Source organism: Rickettsiella endosymbiont of Aleochara curtula (assembly GCF_964030935.1).
GTDB lineage: Bacteria > Pseudomonadota > Gammaproteobacteria > Diplorickettsiales > Diplorickettsiaceae > Aquirickettsiella.
This window is the reverse complement of the sequence record NZ_OZ034990.1, coordinates 1,428,876-1,452,185: the sequence shown is the minus strand read 5'-3', so window position 1 is coordinate 1,452,185 and position 23,310 is coordinate 1,428,876. Positions and strand designations below refer to the sequence as shown.

Annotated in this window: 22 protein-coding genes; 12 read left to right on the top strand and 10 right to left on the bottom strand. The window is 37.5% G+C overall.

The window, feature by feature from the left end; translation table 11 throughout:
• Positions 1 to 57: 57 nt before the first annotated feature.
• Positions 58 to 1,332: an HlyC/CorC family transporter gene (locus AAHF87_RS06480; RefSeq protein ID WP_342147692.1), complete on the bottom strand. Its 1,275-nt coding sequence runs from the start codon at positions 1,330 to 1,332 to the stop codon at positions 58 to 60.
• An 18-nt stretch (positions 1,333 to 1,350) separates the two neighbouring features.
• Positions 1,351 to 1,788, bottom strand: coding sequence for a cytochrome c biogenesis protein CcsA (gene ccsA, locus AAHF87_RS06475; RefSeq protein WP_342147691.1), 438 nt, complete (start codon positions 1,786 to 1,788; stop codon positions 1,351 to 1,353).
• Between the two features lie 152 nt (positions 1,789 to 1,940).
• On the opposite strand from ccsA, the gene ffh reads away from it, so the two are divergent.
• From ffh to AAHF87_RS06445, 6 genes are all read left to right on the top strand, one after another.
• Positions 1,941 to 3,296, top strand: coding sequence for a signal recognition particle protein (ffh, locus tag AAHF87_RS06470; protein WP_342147690.1), 1,356 nt, complete (start codon positions 1,941 to 1,943; stop codon positions 3,294 to 3,296).
• Between the two features lie 159 nt (positions 3,297 to 3,455).
• Positions 3,456 to 3,743 carry a 30S ribosomal protein S16 gene (rpsP, locus tag AAHF87_RS06465; RefSeq protein ID WP_342147689.1) on the top strand — a complete coding sequence of 96 codons (288 nt, stop codon included), beginning with the start codon at positions 3,456 to 3,458 and terminating at the stop codon, positions 3,741 to 3,743.
• A 79-nt stretch (positions 3,744 to 3,822) separates the two neighbouring features.
• Positions 3,823 to 4,338 (top strand): ribosome maturation factor RimM, encoded by a 516-nt coding sequence (gene rimM / locus AAHF87_RS06460; protein WP_342147688.1) that lies wholly within the window; start codon positions 3,823 to 3,825, stop codon positions 4,336 to 4,338.
• Positions 4,332 to 5,084: a tRNA (guanosine(37)-N1)-methyltransferase TrmD gene (gene trmD / locus AAHF87_RS06455; protein WP_342147889.1), complete on the top strand. Its 753-nt coding sequence runs from the start codon at positions 4,332 to 4,334 to the stop codon at positions 5,082 to 5,084. Before rimM ends, trmD begins: the two co-directional genes overlap by 7 nt.
• Before the next feature lie 15 nt (positions 5,085 to 5,099).
• A complete protein-coding gene (gene rplS / locus AAHF87_RS06450) occupies positions 5,100 to 5,513 on the top strand; it encodes a 50S ribosomal protein L19 (RefSeq protein WP_342147687.1) in 414 nt (137 codons plus the stop codon).
• Positions 5,514 to 5,701: 188 nt separating this feature from the next.
• Positions 5,702 to 6,193 carry a methylated-DNA--[protein]-cysteine S-methyltransferase gene (locus AAHF87_RS06445; protein WP_342147686.1) on the top strand — a complete coding sequence of 164 codons (492 nt, stop codon included), beginning with the start codon at positions 5,702 to 5,704 and terminating at the stop codon, positions 6,191 to 6,193.
• A gap of 403 nt (positions 6,194 to 6,596) precedes the next feature.
• Here AAHF87_RS06445 and AAHF87_RS06440 read toward each other — a convergent pair whose 3' ends face one another.
• The 4 genes from AAHF87_RS06440 to AAHF87_RS06425 form a co-directional block, all read right to left on the bottom strand.
• Positions 6,597 to 7,568 (bottom strand): DNA internalization-related competence protein ComEC/Rec2, encoded by a 972-nt coding sequence (locus AAHF87_RS06440; RefSeq protein WP_342147685.1) that lies wholly within the window; start codon positions 7,566 to 7,568, stop codon positions 6,597 to 6,599.
• Positions 7,532 to 8,935: a DNA internalization-related competence protein ComEC/Rec2 gene (locus AAHF87_RS06435; RefSeq protein WP_342147684.1), complete on the bottom strand. Its 1,404-nt coding sequence runs from the start codon at positions 8,933 to 8,935 to the stop codon at positions 7,532 to 7,534. The genes AAHF87_RS06440 and AAHF87_RS06435 overlap by 37 nt, the downstream gene beginning before the upstream one ends.
• Positions 8,936 to 9,110: 175 nt before the next feature.
• A complete protein-coding gene (locus AAHF87_RS06430) occupies positions 9,111 to 9,320 on the bottom strand; it encodes a hypothetical protein (RefSeq protein ID WP_342147683.1) in 210 nt (69 codons plus the stop codon).
• Positions 9,321 to 9,496: 176 nt separating this feature from the next.
• Positions 9,497 to 10,507, bottom strand: a complete 1,011-nt coding sequence (locus AAHF87_RS06425; protein ID WP_342147682.1) for an inorganic phosphate transporter — start codon at positions 10,505 to 10,507, stop codon at positions 9,497 to 9,499.
• A 268-nt stretch (positions 10,508 to 10,775) separates the two neighbouring features.
• On the opposite strand from AAHF87_RS06425, the gene dapE reads away from it, so the two are divergent.
• Positions 10,776 to 11,915, top strand: a complete 1,140-nt coding sequence (dapE, locus tag AAHF87_RS06420) for a succinyl-diaminopimelate desuccinylase (protein ID WP_342147681.1) — start codon at positions 10,776 to 10,778, stop codon at positions 11,913 to 11,915.
• 87 nt (positions 11,916 to 12,002) lie between these two features.
• On the opposite strand, the gene AAHF87_RS06415 is transcribed toward dapE, so the two are convergent.
• The 3 genes from AAHF87_RS06415 to gltA all read right to left on the bottom strand — a co-directional run bounded on the left by AAHF87_RS06415 (position 12,003) and on the right by gltA (position 15,174).
• Complete coding sequence (locus AAHF87_RS06415; protein WP_342147680.1) at positions 12,003 to 12,680, bottom strand: murein L,D-transpeptidase catalytic domain family protein; 678 nt, start codon at positions 12,678 to 12,680, stop codon at positions 12,003 to 12,005.
• Positions 12,681 to 13,253: 573 nt separating this feature from the next.
• Positions 13,254 to 13,640 (bottom strand): hypothetical protein, encoded by a 387-nt coding sequence (locus AAHF87_RS06410; RefSeq protein WP_342147679.1) that lies wholly within the window; start codon positions 13,638 to 13,640, stop codon positions 13,254 to 13,256.
• Between the two features lie 244 nt (positions 13,641 to 13,884).
• The gene (gltA, locus tag AAHF87_RS06405) at positions 13,885 to 15,174 is read right to left on the bottom strand and encodes a citrate synthase (protein ID WP_342147888.1); all 1,290 of its coding nucleotides are present in this window, start codon (positions 15,172 to 15,174) and stop codon (positions 13,885 to 13,887) included.
• Between the two features lie 201 nt (positions 15,175 to 15,375).
• Here gltA and rluC point away from each other — a divergent pair, with 201 nt between their 5' ends.
• Positions 15,376 to 16,320 (top strand): 23S rRNA pseudouridine(955/2504/2580) synthase RluC, encoded by a 945-nt coding sequence (gene rluC, locus AAHF87_RS06400; RefSeq protein WP_342147678.1) that lies wholly within the window; start codon positions 15,376 to 15,378, stop codon positions 16,318 to 16,320.
• Here the strand turns inward: rluC and adk are convergent, their stop codons facing one another.
• The gene (gene adk, locus AAHF87_RS06395; RefSeq protein ID WP_342147677.1) at positions 16,321 to 16,989 is read right to left on the bottom strand and encodes an adenylate kinase; all 669 of its coding nucleotides are present in this window, start codon (positions 16,987 to 16,989) and stop codon (positions 16,321 to 16,323) included. It lies immediately after the preceding gene.
• 281 nt (positions 16,990 to 17,270) lie between these two features.
• On the opposite strand from adk, the gene AAHF87_RS06390 reads away from it, so the two are divergent.
• The 4 genes from AAHF87_RS06390 to relA all read left to right on the top strand — a co-directional run bounded on the left by AAHF87_RS06390 (position 17,271) and on the right by relA (position 23,162).
• Positions 17,271 to 18,047, top strand: coding sequence for a 3'-5' exonuclease (locus tag AAHF87_RS06390; protein WP_342147676.1), 777 nt, complete (start codon positions 17,271 to 17,273; stop codon positions 18,045 to 18,047).
• Positions 18,035 to 19,363 carry a 23S rRNA (uracil(1939)-C(5))-methyltransferase RlmD gene (gene rlmD / locus AAHF87_RS06385; RefSeq protein WP_342147675.1) on the top strand — a complete coding sequence of 443 codons (1,329 nt, stop codon included), beginning with the start codon at positions 18,035 to 18,037 and terminating at the stop codon, positions 19,361 to 19,363. Before AAHF87_RS06390 ends, rlmD begins: the two co-directional genes overlap by 13 nt.
• Before the next feature lie 89 nt (positions 19,364 to 19,452).
• Positions 19,453 to 20,865 carry a D-alanyl-D-alanine carboxypeptidase/D-alanyl-D-alanine endopeptidase gene (dacB, locus tag AAHF87_RS06380; protein ID WP_342147674.1) on the top strand — a complete coding sequence of 471 codons (1,413 nt, stop codon included), beginning with the start codon at positions 19,453 to 19,455 and terminating at the stop codon, positions 20,863 to 20,865.
• Between the two features lie 86 nt (positions 20,866 to 20,951).
• Positions 20,952 to 23,162, top strand: coding sequence for a GTP diphosphokinase (relA, locus tag AAHF87_RS06375; protein ID WP_342147673.1), 2,211 nt, complete (start codon positions 20,952 to 20,954; stop codon positions 23,160 to 23,162).
• The last annotated feature ends 148 nt before the right edge of the window (positions 23,163 to 23,310 follow it).

The window sequence follows — 23,310 nt, the reverse complement described above, 5'->3', positions numbered from 1 at the left end:
GTAATTATATCAACTATTTATTTTTTTTCAAAAAAATAAATTTAATAGAAAATCTAATTATATATTTTCAGATAAAGTAGAACGATTTGGAAAAATCTTAACGGTTTTAATCATATTATCTTTAATCAAAATTACTTCCATAGTTTTATTTTCAAACTGAAACACCGTGCCAACTTTTGGAATAACTTCAAGAGTCTCAATAATGAATCCACTTAAGGTTTTAGGACCCCGCAAAGGTAGGTTTAAATTTAATTGACGATTTAAATCTCGTAATGCAATTCCTCCATCCACCAAATAACTGCCATCTGCTTGTAATGAAACAGCGCGACGCATTAATGCCATATCAGTAGTAAATTCACCAACAATCTCTTCCAATATGTCTTCTAAGGTAATAAGACCCTGAATTTCACCATATTCATTGACAACTAAACCAATACGATGTTTCTCGCGCCGAAAATTTAGCAATTGACTATTTAATGCCGTAGCTTCAGGTATAAAATGAACCTCTTCTGCCGCTTCGATTAATACCTCTTTACTTAATTGTTGCTGACTTAAGCTATTTAAAACTTTTCGAAAATGTAAAACTCCTATTATTTCGTCAAGCGAACCGCGATAAATCGGTAAGCGTGTATATTCACTCTTAATTAATTGTTTTAAAATGACGTCCCAAGGCTGATTAATATCGATACCAATAATTTCCTGTCTTGGAATCATAATATCTTCTACTGTCACTTTACCCAGTTCTAATACCTTGAGTAACATATTTTTATAATCATTAGGCATATGCCCTGTACCTTCGCGCAGTAAACTTACTAATTCATCGCGTGATAATTGTTCAGGCTTTAATTTTGGATTTTTTATACCTAATAAACGTAAGGTAGAATTCGCCATTAGATTTGTTAGCCAAATTAACGGGTATAAAATATGCTGCAAAATAATTAGCGGCCATACCGCAAATAATGCAATCGGCTGAGGGTATAAAGTCGCCAAAGTTTTTGGTGCTACTTCACAAAAAATTAACACTACAAAAGTAAGTACTAAAGTTGCTAAAAAAACACCTGATGCCGAAAAGTAGTGCAGTGCAAGCAACGTAACTACTGCCGAAGCCAGGATGTCAGCAAAAGTTCCGCATAAAAGGATAACCCCCAACAAACGGTCAGGTCTTTTTAATAGGTCCTGTACACGTTTAGCGAGAAGGTTATGCTGCCTCACTAAATGACGTAATCGATACCTATTTATAGATAACATGGCAGCTTCTGCCAATGAAAAAAACACAGCTGCTAGTAATAAGAAAACTAGTAAACCAACTAGAAATGCAAATGAATAATGCATGCGCTAAGGTCTCATCCTTTAAAGATTAGGCATGAAAGAAATCGCCCCTAAATAAACTACTCCAACTAAACTAGCGCCAATTAACGTCCAGCTTATCGCAATTTTCCCCCGCCAACCAAAATAGCTTCTCCCGATTAATAACATTAACAGCACTCCCCAGGCTAGCAGCGATAAAAGTATCTTTCTCCATAATCGCTGCTCAAAAACCGGATGAAATAAAATCAAGCTGGTTGTCAAAATCAATGTCAGTAAAACGATAGCAATAGAAATCAGTTTAAATAGATAGACTTCCATCACTTCTAAAGGAGGAAAATATTGAATAAACCCGATAGCTTGTTTATGCTTAAGCATCCATTCCTGACCAGCTAATAGCAATGCTTGGAGTGCCGCACTGGCTAACACAATTAGTGCTAGAGTCGAAAGAAAAATATGAATAAAATCAGCATAGGGCACCATAGTGAGATTCGCTTACTCCTCAGCTTACCTGATACAATAACAGAATTTTTCGGGTCATTCATCATGTCGCTTTTTATAAACTTGGGCTTTTCCACTATGTGTAGACTTAGTCCCATTAAAAATTATGATAAATCCAGGATCACTATAAAATCATGTTTGACAATTTAACCGCTCGTTTAAAACAATCTTTTAAAAATATTCGTGGCCAAGGTCGCTTAAGCGAACACAATATTAAGGAAAGTCTACGTGAAGTAAAAAAAGCTTTGATTGAGGCGGATGTTGCTTATCCCGTTGTCAAAACAATTATCGAACAAGTGCGTCAGGGCGCCATTGGTCAAAAAGTCACAGAAAGCTTAGCGCCTGGTCAAGCTTTTATAAAAATCGTGAGTGATACCTTAACGAGCATAATGGGTGAAAATCTTGCCGAATTAAATCTTTCCACACAAACGCCAGCCATAATTATGCTAGCAGGCTTACAGGGTTCAGGAAAAACAACTACGGTTGCAAAATTAGCTTATTGGCTAAAAGAACATAAAAATAAATCGGTTTTGGTCACAAGTACCGACATTCATCGCCCTGCCGCTATTTTACAACTGGAAAACTTGGCCGAAAGTATCGGTGTAGTATTTCATGCTAGTAACGACGCACAAACACCTACTTTTATTGTTCAAACTGCTATGCAAGCTGCCCGAAATAAAGGGATAGATGTTGTTATTATCGATACAGCCGGTCGTTTACATATTGATAGCGCGATGATGGATGAGGCGCGTACTATCCACGCGATCAGTAACCCCATAGAAACTTTATTCGTACTCGATAGCATGATGGGTCAAGACGCTGTAAAAACAGCAAAGGGCTTTGATGAAGCTATCCCTCTTACTGGGATTATCCTGAGTAAAATGGATGGTGATGCGCGCGGAGGCGCCGCGTTATCAGTAAAATTTACTTTAGGTAAACCGATTAAATTTATCGGCTCCGGCGAAAAAGTAACGGCGCTTGAACCTTTTTATCCCGATAGAATTGCTTCGCGCATACTCGGCATGGGTGATGTTCTTTCATTAGTTGAAGAAGTGCAACGTCACACCGATCAAAAAGCAATCCAAAAACTCAATCAAAAACTGCAAAAAGGCAAAAAATTTGATCTAGAAGATTTTTTAAATCAGCTTATACAAATGGACAATATGGGAGGGATGGAGCAGCTCTTAGGTAAACTCCCTGACAGCAACAATGCGGCTTTATTGGCTAGCGCTAAAAATACGCTCAATAAAAAATTGACTTCTCAAATGCAAGCTATTATCCGATCTATGACCAAAAAAGAACGGCTTTTTCCAGACATCATTCAAGGGTCCCGAAAACGCCGTATTGCTGATGGTTCTGGCAGCCAAATCCAAGATGTTAACCGACTCCTAAAACAATTCAATCAAATGCAAAAAATGATGAAGCGCTTCTCCAAACCTGGCTCCATGAGCAGACTGTTACAAGGGCTACAGAACCACTACCCGCGATAAGGTCTATAAAGCCTAAGGAAAGCCCTTCCCAAATTAGTAAAATTTGCGTAGAATCCGGGCAGGTTTCAATCTAGCAAGCTTATGTTAAACATTAACTATTAACGCAAGCTCACTCAATTGAGCGTTTAAATAGTACAAATAGAGAGGAAGACTTATTCCATGGTTACCATTCGTTTAGCACGAGGCGGCCGCACCGAACGCCCCTTCTACCACATTGTTGTAACAGATAGCCGGAAACCGCGTGACGGACGCTATATTGAGCGTTTGGGCTTTTATAATCCGGTTGCTACAGGTAAAGAAGTAGCGTTAAAGATTGCAGAAGATAGGGTAAATTATTGGTTATCCCAAGGAGCTCAAACTTCAGCGCAAGTCCGAAGTCTCCTGAAAAAAGCTAAAAATGAAGCTAATGACTCTAAGAAAAATGACGACCAGGCGATAGCCGCTTAATACAAAAGCTTACTAAGACCACCTCTCTACATTTAGACGCTTAATAAATACCGCTGCAATTCGAGTTAAAGAGGTAAAGATGGCAAAAAAAAAGGTCTTAGTAGGCACGATAGGAAAACCTTACGGTGTCAAAGGTTGGGTTAAAATTAATTCATATACAGAACCTGTCAGTAATATTATCGATTACCGACCCTGGTATTTAGAAGCACCTAATAAATCCTCTTCCCCACCTATTCTAATTGAAATAATAGATTGCCGTCTTCACGGTCAACAGATATTAGCGCTACTTGCAAACTGCACAGCGCCTGAATCGGCGTGTTTTTATACAAATTATAAAATCTATGTTGACCGAGAAAAATTCTTTCCTTTAACAGCGCGTGAGTATTACTGGACAGATTTAGAGGGCTTAAAAGTCTATACCTGTAAAAACATTTATCTTGGTGTAATCCAAGCTGTCTTTGCGACGGGTGCTAACGATGTATTGGTGATCACTGATACAAAAAGGCATTTAATTCCCTTTTTATTAGATCAAACCATTAAGTCTATCGATTTAGAGAATAAAACTATGATTGTCGATTGGGATGCTGAATTTTAATGGATATTCAAATTATTAGCCTATTTCCTGAAATGTTTACTCCTTTAAATTTGAGTATACCTGGGCGCGCACAAAAAAAAGGCCTGATAAAAATATCCTATTTGAACCCTCGGGATTTTACGGTAGATAAACATAATACTGTTGATGACCGCCCTTACGGAGGCGGGCCCGGGATGGTAATGAAGTTTGAGCCGCTATTAGCCGCAATTAAGATGGCTAAGTCGCGCCAACAAACCTTACATACGACTCCACTGGTCAGCTGTTTATCACCTCAAGGGAAAGGGTTCGATCAAGTTGCGGCTCAAGAATTAAGTCAACGTAAAGGACTTATTTTAGTCGCGGGTCGTTATGAAGGCATTGATCAACGCCTAATAAACAGTGAAGTCGACGAGGAATGGTCTATAGGGGATTTTATTTTGAGTGGCGGAGAGCTAGCCGCGATGTGCCTTATTGATGCTATAGTCCGCCTACAACCAGGTGCATTAGGTCATCTGGAATCTGCTTCGCAAGATTCCTTTAGCTCGACTCTATTAGACTATCCGCACTATACACGCCCTGCACAGATAGATGGGCAAACTGTTCCCGATGTTTTGCTACAGGGAGACCACACCGCCATCGCTCGTTGGCGTTTAAAACAAGCTTTGGGACGAACCTGGGAACGCCGACCAGATTTATTAAAAAAGCATATACTTAGCCAGCAAGAGCAGGTATTATTAGCCGAATTCATCCGTGAGAATAGCGAATAAAATTTGGAGTTAGTGATGGGCAATCTCATACACATTATTGAAAAAGAACAAATGCAATTAAAAAAGGACATTCCTGACTTTCGTGCTGGAGATACTGTTGCAGTTAAAATTAAGGTTAAAGAAGGCACACGTGAACGATTACAATCCTTTGAGGGGGTTGTTATTGCTCGACGTAATCGTGGATTCAATTCTGCTTTTACCGTAAGAAAGATCTCACATGGTGAAGGGGTGGAACGAGTTTTCCCTCTTTATAGTCCTTTAACAGCAAGCATAGAAATTAAAAGACGTGGCGATGTTCGAAAAGCAAAACTGTATCATTTACGCAATCTTCGCGGTAAAGCGGCACGTATTAAAGAAAAACTAGTAACCGCTATGCAAACTTCTATTCCAACAAAAGAAGATGTTAGCGATAACAACCCTTTAGAATAGCCACTAATCTTTGTGCAGTACAAAAATTAATGGGTCCGTCATGGCGAGGCCGAAACACCCGTGAGGCCGCGACCATCCAGAAAAAATTAAGCTTTTCAATGGATGACCGCGCGCTATGCGCTCGCAATGACGAAAAATGCTTTGCTACAAACTGCAACAAAAGAAGAGTATAGTAACTTAACCGTTTTATGTTTTATAAAGCTATCATCCAAACTCCCATTGGTAAGATAGGAATTTCCACTATCGATCAACTAATTACCAGACTTGATTTCTTGAATGATGATAGGGCGTTAATTGACCCTAATGAAGAAATTGTAGAAAGTATCGTAAATCAGCTTAATCAGTATTTCCAGGATCCAAGTTTTCAATTTAACATCCCCTACCAGCTACAAGGAACACCCTTTCAAAATAAGGTATGGCAAACATTAAGCAAATTGCCTAAACAAAAAACCGTTAGTTATGGATCCCTCGCCCAACAATTAAAAACGGGTGCGCGAGCTATAGGGAATGCTTGTCGAGCAAATCCTCTTCCGATATTAATCCCATGCCACCGTGTTATCGCCCAAGGAAGTTTAGGCGGTTATTTGGGAAAAGAAATATCAATTAAAAAATGGTTATTAAATCATGAGTTTAATTCTTCAATATTTTGTGATGATTTAAAGCAAAATCTTTTGACATAAATAATTAAACACTAACTCATTTTAGTTATAAATTTTCTTTTAGCATTTATTTAATTCATTGCTTTACTTCTGTAAGTCTTTACTCAAAAGTGTGTAAGTTAAAACTGAAGCCGCCAAACACCCATTGTAATAAATTATAACTTTGTTAATCTATGTAATGTGTGTTGCTAATGATCTAATCAAGGATTTAATTTTCGGTAATAATCTTAAGAGGATTGTTTATATGGAAATTAATTAGCAAGTCCTTATGTTATTTGGAATAGATAAGGATGTCTACACTACATGGATGTAGTGTCAGCATGGATGCTACAAGGACGTTACTAACACAGATATACCCCCTTGGGCCGTTTTACGGCCCTTTTTAATTTATAATGCGCTTCGCAAAATTAATATTTAAAATCTTTTATTCCTCAATGTTTTGCCAAAAATGATGATTTTTTTCGTAATAAGTCTCTGCTTGTATTGTATTAGAGAATGTGTTTAGTTTTAATGTAATAGTTCCTTGTGTCGCAGTATTGTAGATTTTAGAACCTAAACGTTGGTAGCGATTTAATACAATTTTATGTGGGAATTTAAATCGGTTGTGAAAACCCGTTGGAAATAAAGCATAGAGTGGCTGTACAAGGTTTAAAAACTCTATGCTTGAAGAAGTTTTGCTGCCATGATGTGGCACTATTAATACTGTACTTTGCAAATCTTTTTGCTTTGCATGAATAAGATAGTTTTCCGCTGCTTTTTCAATATCACCCACTAATAAAATACTTTGTAAACGATTACTAATCTTTAGTACACATGAACTATTATTTCCTATATAAAAATGATGCTTAGGGGGATATAAAATTTCAAAACTAATTCCATCCCACTGCCAATACATCTTTTCTTCACATAAATTTACGATGTTGGGTAGAAATTTTTTTGGAATACTACTCAGCACCCTGTCGACTTGTATTTGTTTTAAAATAATCATCGCTCCACCACTATGATCGTTATCGCCATGACTAATCACCATTAAATTCACCTTTTGAACACCGATAGTTTGTAAAAAAGGAAGTACGACCAATTTTCCTGCATCAAAGGATGGACTTAAACGAGGGCCTGTATCATAAATCAAGACGTGATGCTGCGTACGAACTACACTGGCTAATCCTTGCCCCACATCGAGAAGATGAATCCATATATCTCCATATTCTGGTCTCTGGATTTGTCCAAAAAATAAAGGCAAGATCCAAATGAAACCTAAACACCGAGCTGGCATTCCCTTAGGTGCCAAAAGTAATAACATACCCATTAAACTTGAAATTAATATCCAAGGACTTGCTAAATATGCGTAATATTGAGCTAAGCGTATTTCTGAAAAAAATTGAGTACTTTCCATAGTAACTCCAGTAATTGTTCAGCAAAAATTAAGATGTGGCTTCCAAAAGCTAAGCTTACTAAGCTCAGTAAACTACCTAATAAACTAAGCGGCAAAATTAAAAACCCAATAGTTGGAATAGCTATTAAATTAGCCGCAAAACTAATCCAAGAAATTTGATGAAAAAATAATAAGGATAAAGGGATTAATCCTAAGCTAACCGTCAATTGTATTCGACACCAAGCTCGCCAATTCTTTAGGGGCTTGATGCGATTTGAAACAGCATAAAAAATGAGTATAACTGCTGTAAAGGATAACCAAAAACTCGCTGATAAAACTGAAAAAGGTTCTATGATTAAAATAATCAATAATGCTAAATAAAATGAGTGCCAACTGCTAAAATAACGTCGCTTTATTATCGCCAATGAAAATGCGGATAACATCAATAAAGCACGTTGAGTCGGGATAGCAAATCCTGCTAAAGCACTGTAGAAAATGGCTGATAACAACGTCAAGGCACTGGCAATTTTCGGTGCCGGAATATACAAAGTAACATAGGGTAACCTGCAGCAAATAAAACGAACTATCCAATAAATCATTCCTGCAATAAAGGCGAGATGTAAACCTGAGATAGCAAATAAATGATTTGTCCCTGTTCCACGCATTACTTGCCACTGTTCATCGGTAATTTCGCAGCGTATCCCCGTCGTCAATGCGCTAACAAGTCCTACTAACGGGTAGTCTTGCAAAGCTTTTTTTACATTTTCAGTAATTTTTTGACGTAAATTATCGATAAAATAATAAGCATTTGCGCGTTGAATTAAATACCAAGGATATTTGTCTAGGAGATACCCCGTAGCGCAAATGTTCTGTTGAAATAACTCGGCTTGATAGTCAAAGCTACCGGGATTCCAAAAAGCGCGGGGTCGACGTAGACGCAAGGCAAATTGCCAGATATCTCCTTTTTTAAAATCAGTTAATATTTTTGAGTTTTTATAAAAATATCCCTTAATACGCACAGGTATGGGGTATCGTATAGGTACGGAAGTCTCTAGGTTTTGGATAAGGAAATCAAAGCGCACGGCACCCGAATGATTTTCTGGAATAGTTAGTATACGTCCCTTAGCCATCAAGGTTTTCCCTTCCAATATTTTTGGAAATTGTTGAGTAAGTCGTTGATGGGCAATTATCAATGACCAAGAAAAACCTAAACAACAAGCAACGAAAAGTAAAATCCAGTTCGAAGAAAAAAATGGCTTAAAAAAAGTTAGGCTAATTAAAATAACACTTAGAGAAATCAGTAAGTACGCTAGTTTTACTGAAGGTAAATGCGAAAAATGCGTGATCCATACCACACCGATTAAAAACCCTAACGTCCAGCGGGCCATATTTTTATTTATTAAGTAACTTATCTTATTGTATATTGTCTTTAAGTAGATATAAAAACCATTAAAGTAATAAAAAATAATGTTAAATATTATTTTTATCTACAGCATTCTATAGTATACTTAATGGGTGTATTTAGGATAAAATATCTGTAATTAAGGTTGATCTAAATTAACATCACAAGGAGTGATATATGCAGAAATCAACTGAGCCTAATAAGGGGACTTCAGGTAATTCTAGCTCTGAAAATACAAATAAAATATCCACAGAAACTTCAGCCAATTCTTCTAAAATAGCAACTTCTAGTGAAGGAAGTTCATTCTCTAATATCTTTAAAAAATTAGTATGTTCGAGTTCCAATCTTGCAGACGATGAAAGCGAAGTCATGCGAGTACAAAAGTCTAGACCTAAATAAGATTGAATTTTTATTTTTTATAACGAATAAGAATTTTTAGACATTATATGGTTGCCGCCCAACTCGCAATCCTTATTATCTTGTATACGTTCCGTTTATTTCGTTATCGCGCGTGTCAAACCAAATTGCTGAGTAGGTAATGATTTTTTTAATGTAAACCCATTTTCAAAGGTGTTGCTAAAATCATAACAAGGCTAGCAACTAATCCTGCTGCTGGGATGGTTAAGATCCATGCCCACATAATTCGTCGTATAGTGGGCCAATGGGTATTAAGCCAACCATTTGTTGAGCCTACTCCAAGAATCGCTCCTGTGACGGTATGCGTAGTGGAAACTGGAATACCTAAATCAGTCGCTACAAATAACGTGAGCGCAGCACCTGTCGCAGCGCATCCACCACTTAAAGGAGTTAATTGGGTTATTTTATTTCCTAGCGTATGCACAATACGCCACCCCCCTATCAGTGTCCCCAATCCCATAACAAAATTACAAGAAATGATTACCCAAAACGGAACATAGAAATGTCCATTCAAAAGACCGGTAGAAAATAATAATACTGCAATAATACCCATCGTTTTTTGGGCATCATTACCACCATGACCTAAACTTAATAGAGCCCCTGCAACGAATTGGGCGCGCTTAGCCCAACGTTGAGTCTTATTGGAATCTACATCTTTTAAAAAAAAATGCGTCAATTTTATCAGCAGCCAACTTATTGATAACCCCAATAAAGGTGACAAAACTATTGCTATTAAAACAGGTAGTAATCCATGCCAATTTAAAACATGCCAGCCCCCCGCCACTAAAGCCGCACCGACTAGCCCTCCTATCAATCCATGAGACGAACTTGAAGGTAAACCAAAATACCAGGTTAAAAGATTCCAGATGATAGCTCCCGTTAGCGCTGCGAAAAGCACATAAGGGGTAACGATATGAGGTTCTATAAGCCCTGAGCCTATAGTCGTCGCAACACTTAGATGAAAAAATAAGAAAGCAATAAAGTTAAAAAATGCCGCCCATAATACTGCGGTTAAAGGTTTTAAAACCTTTGTTGCGACCATAATAGCTATGGAGTTAGCCGCATCATGAAAACCATTAATGAAGTCGAAGATAAATGCTAAGACAATAACGAAATAAATAAATACTAAAGTGCTCGTCATAAAGCATTCTTTCCATCACCTAAACTTGCTGTTAAGTATACACGAGGTTGGTAGGGTTGCCACTCTGACAACGTTAAGCCAATTTTATAAAAAATGTATTTAATTAAGTTATTTTTCATATGAAAATAGTTGAAAAACTTATTGTATTGATTTCAGTTATTTTTAATTCCTAAAACTCTATAACTTATGCATAAAATCCCATTTCCTATAAGTAGCCCCTTTAAGGTAGAATCATATTTTACAAAGTTAATATAGCCAAAAAGCACTTATGTTATCTCTTATTGAACTAGTTCAACAGCTTGTTGCTCGACCCTCTGTTACTCCAGAAGATGAGGGCTGTCAAACTATTTTATGTCAACACTTAAAGCGCTTAGGTTTTGCGATTGAACACTTACCATTTGCAGATGTCAATAATTTTTGGGCTAGACGGGGAAAAGATTCCCCTTTACTTGTTTTTGTTGGGCATACGGATGTCGTTCCCACTGGTCCATTAGATAAATGGGATAGCCCTCCTTTTGTACCTACCCTTCGCAATGGCCAACTCTACGGTCGTGGTAGCGCCGATATGAAAGGTAGCCTGGCTGCAATGTTAATAGCATGTGAAAAATTTATTAATGAACATCCTAATCATAGTGGTTCCATAGCTTGGTTAATTACGAGTGATGAAGAAGGCCCTAGCATCAATGGCACAGTAAAAGTCGCGGAAGTACTTAAAAACAGAAACGAAAAAATAGATTATTGCTTAGTTGGCGAGCCTACCTGCGAAGAAAAATTGGGTGATACTTTAAAAGTTGGTCGACGTGGGTCTTTATCAGCCGATTTGATCATCAAAGGGAAACAAGGTCATATTGCCTATCCTCAATTAGCCGAAAACCCGATTCATCGTTTTAATCCAAGTCTAGCCGAATTACTGAATACCAACTGGGATGAAGGAATAGCGTACCCAAATTTTCAACCTACCAGCTTACAGTTTTCTAATATCCATGGTGGTACGGGCGCGGGTAATGTTATCCCAGATAATATAGAGGTTAAATTTAATTTTCGTTATTCTCCTGCAACTACTGCTAAAAAATTAGAAGATACCGTAGAAGGTATTTTAAGAAAACATCATTTAAAATATCAAATCACTTGGCAACGTGGCGGACTTCCTTTTCTAAGTCCTTCAGGTCAATTACGTTTAGCTTGCCTTAATGTTATAAAAAAACTTACTGGCATTACGCCTAGCGTTTCAACGACGGGGGGCACTTCTGACGCCCGATTTATTGCTCCTTTAGGCGCAGAAATTGTTGAGTTTGGTCCTTGTAATCGCACAATTCACCAAATTAATGAATCTGTCTCTATTGACGATCTTGAGCAATTGGCTTTAATTTATGAAGAAATTTTAAAGAAAACTCTAGTTAAAATCTAATTATTGTTAATTAAATTAAAAGACCTAAAGCGCAGACAAAAAAAAGCAGCCCTAAGGCTGCTTGCGGTTAATCTTTAGTATTCTTTATTATGAAAGAAACTGCGATTTTGATAACCATGATGGATCAGGATAGTAAGCAAATACTAGCGTCCCGTTCTTAATCGAATGGATTAATGAATCGGCAACTGCTGGACTGACTGCAAAACAACCCCAACTTCGTCCTAGACGACCGTGCTGCTGCGCAAATTGCGCTGTCGCATAATCCGCTCTATGGACTACGATATCACGAGATTCCGCCCTATCGTTAAATCCTTGTTCTAAACCTTTTAACTTCAAAGAATAACCGTGTTTACCCTGATAAGTTGATTCAGTTAAAAACACACCTAAACTTGACTCTAAACTTCCTGGTCTATCCGAGAAGGAAGTTGCATAGTTGCCACCACTGTTTTGTCCATGGGCAACGTAATCATTAAAAAGTACAGCGTTGTTGTTAAGGTCTAACACCCACAATCTTCGTGCTGTTGATGGCTTAGTATAATCAATAATGGTTAAAATATGTTGATTGTCTAAACCTTCCTGCCTAGCTTTGTTATAAGCTTCTAAACCTAACTGTAATACTTTAGGATTAAGGCCTGGAGCTCGCTGACTGAACTGTTGTAGCTCAGCTTGCACGTTAGCGTTTTGGCTTACTGGACTAGCATTAACGGTCATCACGAAGAGACCACTGGCTAGCAGTAATAAACTTGTTATTTTCTTTAATATCACTATATAACCCCCCCTCCTGCTTATTTAGCAGAAGAAGCCACTATAGCATAATTCGTACAATATTTGAACGTATTTAGCCAGTTTTATTAGTCAAAAGGCTTACATTTTCCTCTCTGCCGTGTAAGCCTTTAATGGACGCTATGCGTCTTTTATTAGGGTTAAAACGCATGCACTCCTGGCTTTATTGGAGTAATTGAGCACTAAAAAGCCTGTTAGAGGAAGATATTACGCTATAGCTGCTGGTGGCTCCTATATTTGCTTCGGTCACTAATATGCTGAAATTTGGAGATTTAAGGACTATTCTAGTTTTCTTACTTTAGTTCGACCTAGGACAAAGCTCTAGCTCAAAACCATACGACTTCTTATCAACATAGAATAATCCTATCCAAAAATAAGTTATTTCTGGTAATCCTTACTAAGCTAAATACACTCTAAAAATCTCATTTTATATAGTCCAAACCAAGGGACCTTTCTATCAAGATTTCAAGTAAGTTTAGCGTTTATCTTCAACCTATTTTTATTGTTATAATCAAAAAATGGATTAATTTTCCTCTATAACTAGCATATTAAAAATTACTTCATTTTTCTCGGTCTACCACGCTTACGAATAGTACCTGTTTTAGCTATATTGAGCTGAGAAGGTCTTCTACCTTTTGTCGTTAACATTCTTTTCATTCTTTTTCTATTTCCTTTAGCCTTTGCAACAGCTAAAGCTTTGAAATTAGCTTCCATTTTTTTATGTTCAATTTTAACAACCTTTTCCAGCGCTTTTTGATAAGCTTCTTGTTCGGCAATTTTCAGCTTTTCTTTGAAGTTGACCTTCAGCATAGTAATCTTGGCACGTAAGGCTTTTTGAGTCATACGCGCATTTAAAGCAGCCTTACTACGTTGCATTTTTTTTGCTGCACTTAAGGGTGGTCTACCTCGTTTAGTTGTTGTTTGTATTTTAGCATTCGTCATATTGTATTCCTTAGAGTTAATATAATATCAATCAACCAATATACCTTCTTAAAATTAAGGTGATATTAAATAATATTTTCTTTAATCAAGAAGTATAAACCTAAATAGAAATTTTATTATATCGATAAATTATAGATAATTCAGCAATATTTTATCATTATTAAAAAATTTAGTGTTCTTTATAAGCATTTTTTAACTTTAAATTTCTAATTTTAAAACTAGTTAGTTATTTATGGGGATTTCATTATCTTTTTTCAATAGGTATATATTTTCTTTGCGTATTTCCAATATATAATTGTCTAGGTCTTGCAATGCGAAGTTTAGGATCAGCCATCATTTCTTCCCATTGTGAAATCCAACCTACCGTGCGAGCTAAAGCAAAAATTACTGTAAACATATTAGTAGGAATCCCCAAAGCACTTAAAGTAATACCCGAGTAAAAATCGACATTAGGATACAATTTTCTTTCGATGAAATAAGGATCTTCTAAAGCAATTTTCTCTAAAGCTAATGCAAGTTTAAATAAGGGAACTTCTTTTTGCCCAGTTTCTTCCAACACATCATGGCATGTCTTTTTCATCACTGCTGCTCTTGGATCATAATTTTTATAAACACGATGTCCAAAGCCCATTAATCGAAAAGGATCATTGGGATCTTTCGCCTTGTCAATATAATGATTAATTCGTGAAATATCTCCTATTTCAAGCAACATATTTAAACATGCTTCGTTAGCACCGCCATGAGCGGGGCCCCATAAAGCGGCTATGCCTGCAGAAATGCAGGCGTAGGGATTAGCTCCCGTTGAACCTGCAAGTCTCACAGTAGAAGTAGAAGCATTTTGTTCATGATCAGCATGTAAAATAAAAATTTTATCTAAAGCTCGTGCTAACACCGGATTAGGCGGGTTTTCTTCGGTAGGAACCCCAAACATCATATGCATAAAATTCTCTGCATAACTCAAATGGTTGAGAGGATACATGAAAGGTAATCCTGTCGCATATTTATACGACATAGCAGCAAGGGTTGGCATTTTAGCAATTAATCTTAACGCAGCCAATTTACGATGTTCCTTATTATGAATATCCAATAGGTCATGATAAAAAGCGGATAATGCCCCAACAACACCTAACATAATTGCCATGGGATGAGCATCTCTGCGAAATCCATGAAAAAAATGACGTAACTGCTCATGCACCATCGTATGTTGATTAATTTCTTCATTAAAACTTTGTTTTTGAATTTGATCGGGTAATTCACCATGAAGCAACAGATAACCAACTTCTATAAAATCTGATTTTTCAGCAAGTTGATCAATCGAATAGCCACGATAAAGTAAGATACCTTTATCACCATCGATAAATGTTATTTTAGAAGAACAGGATGCGGTAGATAGAAATCCCGGATCATAGGTAAATCGATTAATTTTTGCCAATTGGGTCACGTCAATAACATCAGGTCCTAACGTTGCTTTGCAAACAGGCAAATGAATAGGAGATAAACTATCAACAGTTAAAATTGCCGTGGAAGAAGACAAATCTTTAGTGGTTACTTCCGCAGATTGAGTCATAATAGCCTCTGAATTTATAAATTTAATTTTGTCGCCAACTAAACTAGCAATTACCTAAAAAGGGGGGTGTTTATAACAAAGATAAAATACTGATATTTACTCGGCAACTTGAAGATTTTATCAAATAATTAGAAAGATGTGCTAGATTTATGCTAGATTAACGATATTGTGCAAACTATTCAACACTTAACTGTAACCAATGACCATTCAGGCCAGAGACTCGACAATTTTTTAATGTCGCGCTTAAAAGGTCTGCCTAAAAGTCGCCTTTATCGAATCATACGAAAGGGCGAATTACGCATCAATAAAAAAAGGGTAAAACCGGATTATCGCCTACGAGAAGGAGATATTATTCGGATCCCTCCATTACGACTTGCCCCACCCACAACAAAAAATATTTTAAATGAAAAACTAGCAGTACTTCTTGAAAAAGCAATTATTTTTGAAGATAAACATTTTTTAGCCCTCAACAAACCTAGCGGAATTGCTGTCCATGGTGGCAGCGGTATACATTTAGGAATTATTGAGGCCTTACGTTTGTTGCGACCGCAGTTAAAATTCTTAGAATTAGTCCACCGCTTAGATCGCGATACGTCAGGTTGTTTATTAGTTGCCAAAAAAAGTAGTGTTTTAAAGGAACTACATGAATTATTACGTTCAGGTGAGATTAAAAAGACCTACATTGCTTTGGTTTCAGGACATTGGCCTAAATCGTTACTAAAAGTGGACGCGCCTCTATATAAGAATCAATTGCAATCAGGAGAACGCATTGTACGTGTCCAAACAGAGGGTAAAAATTCCTTAACTGAATTTTCTGTACAACATTATTATGCTGAATCTACATTAGTCGCAGCAATGCCTATTACTGGACGTACGCATCAAATTCGCGTTCATGCCCAATTCGCCAAGCATCCCATCATTGGAGATGAAAAATATGGCGATAAAGAAATTAATAAAAAGATGCGTCAATTAGGTTGCAAACGACTTTTCTTACATGCTAGCCAGCTTGAATTTACTTTACAGTCAATAGAGGAAACAATAAAGCTAAATGCTCAATTACCAGAAGATTTAAGCCAATTTTTAAAACGCTTAACTTCTTTATCTGCTAATTAATTATCTATTCATGTTTTCTTTTAGCGCTGCAAAAATATGTCTACGCACCTCTTCAACATCAGCATGGCCATTAATTGAAATATAACAGGGCGCACCCGGATCACCCCGACGCTGCCACTCCTCGTAATAACAAAGTAACGGTTTAGTTTGTTGATGATAAATGCGTAAGCGTTCCCGTACCGTTGCTTCGGTATCATCTTTACGTTGAATAAGCTCTTCTCCGGTTACATCATCTTTGTTGGGAATTTTTGGTGGATTATATAATGTATGATAAATACGTCCTGAGGCAGGATGAATACGTCGCCCACTAAGGCGTTTTACGATCTCATCATCTTCTACCTTGATTTCGATAACAAAATCAATACAAATTCCGTTAGCTCGTATCGCTTCTGCCTGCGGTAAAGTACGTGGAAACCCGTCAAACAAAAAACCATTGACACAATCTGCTTGTTGGATACGCGCTTCAACCAATTCAATAATAACTTTATCAGAAATTAACTGGCCCGAATCCATTAAAGCTTTGGCTTGCAGACCCACAGGCGTACCCTGACTCACGGCAGCGCGTAACATATCTCCGGTAGAAATTTGAGGAATACGGTAATAAATCGTTAAAAATTTTGCTTGGGTACCTTTTCCTGCCCCAGGTGCCCCTAATAAAATAATTCTCATGTTCTATTTTTATCTCAAGTAGGTGTCTAAACATCATCTATAAGCCAGATCCAGACTAGCCAGAAGTCTAAAAATATGCTTTTATCACTCTCTGATTTTTGCAACCCCGTCAAATGATCGGGATATGCCGTTCGCCCTGAATGCGAAAGTTTCGCATCTTCAAGTACCAGCGGTATATCTACAAAGTTTCGAAAGAAGTCTACTATAAAAAGAGACAAAATACGTAGGGTCTTTTACATTAAAGGGGTTTTATCCCTAACCTCTGTGACTATGATGATCTTATGAATACTTTTGTTTTTGATATTGAAACTGTTCCTGATGTAAAAAATGGACGAATTCTTTATAACATAGATAATGAAAAAAGCGATCGTGAAGTCGCCGAAATTATGCTAGCAAAACGTCAAGAAAAAACCGGCAACTCTGGATGGCTTGCTCATCATTTGCAGCGCATCGTGGCAATTTCTGTTGCCTTACGCACTAATAATCAATTTAAAATAGGGTCCTTGGGTAATATTAATTCAGAGGAACCTGCCCTTATAGAAGCGTTTTTCAAATGTATTGAGAAATATTTACCTATTTTGATTTCCTGGAATGGTAGCGGCTTCGACCTACCCGTTTTACACTATCGGGCATTATTATACGGAATTAGTAGCCCTAGCTATTGGAATGTAGGTAATGATGATAACAGTTTCCGCTGGAATAATTATTTAAGCCGGTATCACTATCGTCATACCGACCTAATGGATGTTTTAGCGGCTTATCAAGGCCGTGCAAATGCTCCTTTAACGGAAATTGCTGTCATGTTAGGTTTACCCGGAAAGCTAGGTATGGACGGTAGCCAAGTTTGGGATTATTTTTTAGAGGGTAAATTAGAAGCCATCCGAAATTATTGCGAAACAGATGTGTTAAATACCTATCTAATTTATCTTCGCTTTGAATTGATACGCGGAAATTTCTCTTTTGAAACTTATCAAAAAGAGTGTGCTTATGTCCGTGAAACGATTGCTGAAGAAAATAAACCTCATTTTAAACAATTTATACAAGCATGGAAAATTTAAAAACTTTATCTACCGATACTGCCCCTGTTGTTATTACTGGCATTTCGCATGAAGGCCGGGGCATTGCCCATATCAATGGTAAAATTACCTTCATAGAAAATGCATTACCTGGAGAAAGCGTTCAAATCGCCTATACCAAAAAGCGACGTTCGCATGACGAAGCAAAATCTATTCAGATACTTAAAGCGTCAACAGATAGAATCCAACCGGGTTGCCTGCATTACGATAGTTGTGGTGGATGCAGCTTACAACACTTAAGTAACCAAGCTCAGCTGCAACACAAAGAAAAAACACTCATCGAACAACTTAACCATTTTGCCGGAATTAAGCCCAAATCATTGCTATCGCCACTTACCGGCCCAAGTTGGGGCTATCGCCGACGGGCACGCCTAGGGGTTAAATACGTAGCTAAAAAGCAAACCGTGCTGGTTGGCTTTCGTGAAAAAAATGGTCGCTATCTAGCACAATTACAAGCTTGCAAAACATTAGATCCAAGAGTTGGTCAGCTTTTACTCCCTTTACAGCAACTTATTCACAAATTAAATGCCTTTCAAGCTATCCCACAAATTGAAGTAGCAATCGGGGATGACATCATAGGCTTGGTTTTCCGACATCTCACCCCTTTAGGCATCTCGGATCAAATACAACTCAAGACCTTTGCCGAACAACATCATATACAACTTTACCTGCAGCCTGGCAATGAAAGTAGTACTCACTGTATTTGGCCAGAAGATCCTAAATTGCTAAGTTATCGTTTGGAAAATAAGGGTTATCTGCCTTTAGAACTCTTATTTGAACCTAAACACTTTGTCCAGATTAACGCGGACATCAACCAAGCGATGATACAGCGAGCTATGGAATTGCTCTTACCTAATTTCAGCGATCGGATATTGGATTTATTCTGCGGATTAGGTAATTTTAGCTTACCCCTTGCCACCCGATGCCAATTCGTCGTAGGCGTTGAGGGATATGCCGAACTCGTGGAGCGGGCAAAAGCCAATGCTAGACACAATTCAATTAACAATACACAATTTTATACAGCTGATTTGACAGCCCCTATATTAAAAGAGGCTTGGGCTCAACAAACTTTCAACAAAATTCTATTGGATCCACCCCGCTCTGGAGCTTTGGAGATTATTTCGCAAATTGCACATTGGAATGTTGAGCGTATTGTGTATGTATCCTGTAATCCTGCTAGTCTTGCTAGAGACGCAGGGGAATTAGTAAAACAAGGCTATAGTTTAGAACAAGCCGGAATAATGGATATGTTCCCGCAAACTCATCATAGCGAAGCAATTTGTTTATTTACTAAATAGGTTGTATGAATAAACTAAACAGTACATTTCTTAAGAATTTCTGGTTTTTGATTGGAATATTTTCCACTGTTCTCTTTTTAATAAGCCCGATGAAAAGTTTTGCCTATTATGATGAAAATGGCCAGGATGTCTCCTTAACATCCATCCAGCAAAACCTAAATAACATATTAAGTCATTTTAAAGGCTTTAACACCGGTGTTTCCATACAGTCATTATCAACAGGAAGAGTACTTTATCAATATAATGCCAATCGCGGCTTTGTCCCTGCTAGCACTTTAAAATTATTTACCGGAATTGCCGCTTTAGATTATTTGGGGCCGCATTTCCAATTTAAAACTCGTTTTTTAACTAACCCCGGCGCGTCGATTCGTAATGGCGTTTTAACTGGAAACCTATACATAAAGTTCAGCGGCGATCCTTACTTAACGCTCGAAGATCTCAAGGACATGTTAGAAACATTAAATGAACAACATATAAATAAGGTGCAAGGAAATATTGTTATTGATGATACAGTAATCGATCGCAGCACCTGGCCTCCAGGGCGTGTTATTGACGACAGAATTTTCTGCTATGCCGCTCCGGTAACGGCGACTATCATCAATCGCAATTGTTTTAGTCTTAGTGTTAAAGCTAATCAACACTTATTACATCCTACTGTCACTAAAAGTAATAGCAATTTAGGTATAGTTATCGATAACCAAGCAGTTACTAAGCGTTTAAGACAAAGAAGTTACTCTCTAGATTTAAAGCCAAATGCAGCTAGCAAAAACCACTATACCTTAAGGGGATATCTTTCCCCGAAGATGGGCCCTTTATCATTTGCAGTCGCCTTACAAAATCCAAATTTGGCTACTTACGATATTGTGGCTGGATTATTAAGAAAATACTCCATCCGTTATTCAAATTTAGTTTATGGGAGAACCCCCCCTCTTGCTAGGACATTAGCCGAAAACAGCTCTCCTGAACTTGCTTTTTTAATAAAAAATATGTTAAAAAAGTCAGATAATCTTATTGCTGATAGTTTATTAAAAAAACTAGGGGAAAAGTACTTTTCAGTGCAAGGTAGTTGGAAAACTGGTAGAAATGCCGTGCAGGCTATTCTCGCCAACAAAACAGATATTGATTTCAAGCATCTAGTCATGGTCGATGGCTCTGGTTTATCGCGCAATAATATAGTCACGCCTAATGCCTTCGTTAAATTGTTAAATTTCGCTTATACACAATTACCTGATAGCGATTTGCTTTTTGAATCCTTACCTCGCTCAGGGATAGACGGTACGTTAAAACATCGTCTAGGCGGCCCTTCACTCGGTAGAATACATGCTAAAACGGGAAGCATGCATGGAATAAGTAGCTTAGCCGGTTATGTTCGAACCGCTAATAATCAAGTTCTAGCTTTTTCTATTTTAATTAACGATCCTGTTCCTGGAAAAAATAATCAAGGAGGCTATCGCTTATTAGAAAATCGAATTTGTGAGTTTTTGGCTAGAAGTTATGTATAAAATTAGTCCAAAAAATTTATACAAATAAACTAGTTGATTTTTCTAATTTTTTTAGAGCTACAAACTAAAAATAAGGATAATTGAAAATGGTTAAAATAAAAAATTCGCTCTACCTAAATAATGATGGCAGTATTAATTTAGAAACGTGGCTACACCATGCCGCAATGCAACGTAGCCAAGAAGATTTCAAATTAATTCGACAAGCTTCTATTTTAAGTCAAATTGTGGGGGAAGCAAAAACAACGCCCACACATGTCTCTTGCTTACAACAGGGCCTTACCATGGCCGAGATTCTGTTAGATTTGCATCTTGATAAAGAGACCATTGCAGCTTCCTTAATTTATAGTTGCGTAAATTATGCTGAACTCTGTTTAGAAACGGTCTACGAACATCTAGGGCCAAATGTGGCTAAAATTATCGAAGGCGCTAAACAGATGAATGCCATTCGTATTGCCAGTACCGCTGCTAATCTACATCAAACCCAATTAGAAAATATTCGAAAAATGTTACTTGCCATGGTAGAAGATATGCGCGTTGTTCTCATTAAACTTGCAGAACGCACCGCTACCATGCGCACGCTAGATATGTTGGACCGAAAAGTAAGCCAAGTCTATGCACGTGAAACCCTGGATATTTACGCTCCTTTAGCCAATCGTCTTGGCGTAGGTCAACTGCAATGGGAACTAGAAGATCTCTCTTTACATTATCTAGAACCGAAAATATATGCACAGATCGCCCAACTCCTTCATGAACGATTGATCGATCGTGAATCCTATGTACAAATTATTTTAACTCAACTACGAAAAATTTTAGATCATGCTCAACTACATAACTTTGAAATATATGGACGCGTAAAACATATCCATAGTATTTACAGAAAGATGCAACAAAAAAAATTAAAATTTGAAGAACTGTATGACCTAAATGCCATCCGCATTTTAGTCAATACTGTTAAGGACTGCTACAATGTTTTAAGTATTATTCATAGCTTGTGGGCACCTGTATCAGGACAGTTCGATGATTATATCGCGACACCAAAATCCAATGGTTATCGTTCTATTCATACCGCTGTTTCAGGTCCTGGCCAAAAAATACTTGAAATCCAAATTCGCACTCATCAAATGCACCAAGAATCCGAGCATGGTTTAGCAGCGCATTGGCAATATAAAGAAACTGCTCAACAACAAAAAGAAAGTTATCAAACAAAAATCGCCTGGCTCCGCCAAGTATTAGAGTGGCAAAAAGAACTAGTAAAACGTGGCAAAGCGACGGTACCGGGTCTCACGACTGTTTTAGATGATCGAGTGTATGTATTTACACCTAATGGAGATATCCTTGATCTACCGAAAGGTTCAACACCTTTGGACTTTGCTTATCATATTCATAGTGAGGTGGGACATCGTTGCCGAGGAGCAAAAATTAATGGCGCTATTGTTCCCTTAACTTATCAATTAAAAATTGGTGAGCAAATCGAAATTCTTACTGCAAAACAAGGAAATCCGAGCCTAGATTGGTTAAATCCAAATTTAGGCTATTTATACACCGCTCGTGCTAAAGCAAAAGCCCATCATTGGTTTAAAACTCAAGATTATGAAAAACATTTACTCCATGGCGAAGATTTGTTTAATAAAGAGATTCAACGCTTAGGATTAACAACGCTCGATCCTGAGAAGTTAGCGCACAAACTTCATTTTAAGACCAAAAAAGAAATGATTGCCGCATTAGGCAGTGGTGATTTACGGCCTGCTCAACTTTTAAATGCGATACAATCGCAAGAAAAACAATTAGCCTCAAGCTTGGTCCAACCTGAAATTTTATTAGGTAAACCTCGTAGCAGCTTACCAGAAGGTATTAGTATAGCTGGCGTTACCGACTTGTTAACGCAGACTGCGGGCTGTTGCAAACCAGTTCCAGGAGATCCTATCCGAGGATTCATTACTCAAAGTCGTGGCATAGTTTTGCATCGTGATGATTGTATGCATTTACTCAATCTCGAGCCGGAAAAACAAAATCGCTTAGTAGACGCTGACTGGGGCCTAGCTGTTAGTCAAGTCTATCCAGTCGATATCTGCGTTGAAGCATACAATCGACCTGGTTTACTGCGTGATGTATCTACGCTGATTGCTAATGAAAAATTAAATTTAGTCGCATTAACATTAGCCAGTGATAAACCCGACCCCAAGGTGTATATGAAACTAACTATTGAAATACCCAGCTTACTTTCACTTGGAAAAGTCTTAGATCGCATCAAACAAGTGCCTAATATTATTGATGTCAGAAGACAAATCATAAGTTAGAGAGGACCTTTAATGGCACGTGGCCAAGAAGCACTGTTTTTCTGTGTTTCGTTACTCACATACTACGTGTATGCTCCGTTACGATACTCAAAAAACAGTGCTTCTTGTCTCAGCCTAGCATCATTAAAGGCTCCCTCTTAAATTTATT

What these genes read in the sequence shown, in the direction of transcription:
- AAHF87_RS06480 (WP_342147692.1), bottom strand. Translation starts at nt 1,332, where the DNA reads ATGCATTATTCATTTGCATTTCTAGTTGGTTTACTAGTTTTCTTATTA.
- ccsA (WP_342147691.1), bottom strand. Translation starts at nt 1,788, where the DNA reads ATGGTGCCCTATGCTGATTTTATTCATATTTTTCTTTCGACTCTAGCA.
- ffh (WP_342147690.1), top strand. Translation starts at nt 1,941, where the DNA reads ATGTTTGACAATTTAACCGCTCGTTTAAAACAATCTTTTAAAAATATT.
- rpsP (WP_342147689.1), top strand. Translation starts at nt 3,456, where the DNA reads ATGGTTACCATTCGTTTAGCACGAGGCGGCCGCACCGAACGCCCCTTC.
- rimM (WP_342147688.1), top strand. Translation starts at nt 3,823, where the DNA reads ATGGCAAAAAAAAAGGTCTTAGTAGGCACGATAGGAAAACCTTACGGT.
- rplS (WP_342147687.1), top strand. Translation starts at nt 5,100, where the DNA reads ATGGGCAATCTCATACACATTATTGAAAAAGAACAAATGCAATTAAAA.
- AAHF87_RS06445 (WP_342147686.1), top strand. Translation starts at nt 5,702, where the DNA reads ATGTTTTATAAAGCTATCATCCAAACTCCCATTGGTAAGATAGGAATT.
- AAHF87_RS06440 (WP_342147685.1), bottom strand. Translation starts at nt 7,568, where the DNA reads ATGGAAAGTACTCAATTTTTTTCAGAAATACGCTTAGCTCAATATTAC.
- AAHF87_RS06435 (WP_342147684.1), bottom strand. Translation starts at nt 8,935, where the DNA reads ATGGCCCGCTGGACGTTAGGGTTTTTAATCGGTGTGGTATGGATCACG.
- AAHF87_RS06430 (WP_342147683.1), bottom strand. Translation starts at nt 9,320, where the DNA reads ATGACTTCGCTTTCATCGTCTGCAAGATTGGAACTCGAACATACTAAT.
- AAHF87_RS06425 (WP_342147682.1), bottom strand. Translation starts at nt 10,507, where the DNA reads ATGACGAGCACTTTAGTATTTATTTATTTCGTTATTGTCTTAGCATTT.
- dapE (WP_342147681.1), top strand. Translation starts at nt 10,776, where the DNA reads ATGTTATCTCTTATTGAACTAGTTCAACAGCTTGTTGCTCGACCCTCT.
- AAHF87_RS06410 (WP_342147679.1), bottom strand. Translation starts at nt 13,640, where the DNA reads ATGACGAATGCTAAAATACAAACAACAACTAAACGAGGTAGACCACCC.
- adk (WP_342147677.1), bottom strand. Translation starts at nt 16,989, where the DNA reads ATGAGAATTATTTTATTAGGGGCACCTGGGGCAGGAAAAGGTACCCAA.
- AAHF87_RS06390 (WP_342147676.1), top strand. Translation starts at nt 17,271, where the DNA reads ATGAATACTTTTGTTTTTGATATTGAAACTGTTCCTGATGTAAAAAAT.
- rlmD (WP_342147675.1), top strand. Translation starts at nt 18,035, where the DNA reads ATGGAAAATTTAAAAACTTTATCTACCGATACTGCCCCTGTTGTTATT.
- dacB (WP_342147674.1), top strand. Translation starts at nt 19,453, where the DNA reads ATGAAAAGTTTTGCCTATTATGATGAAAATGGCCAGGATGTCTCCTTA.
- relA (WP_342147673.1), top strand. Translation starts at nt 20,952, where the DNA reads ATGGTTAAAATAAAAAATTCGCTCTACCTAAATAATGATGGCAGTATT.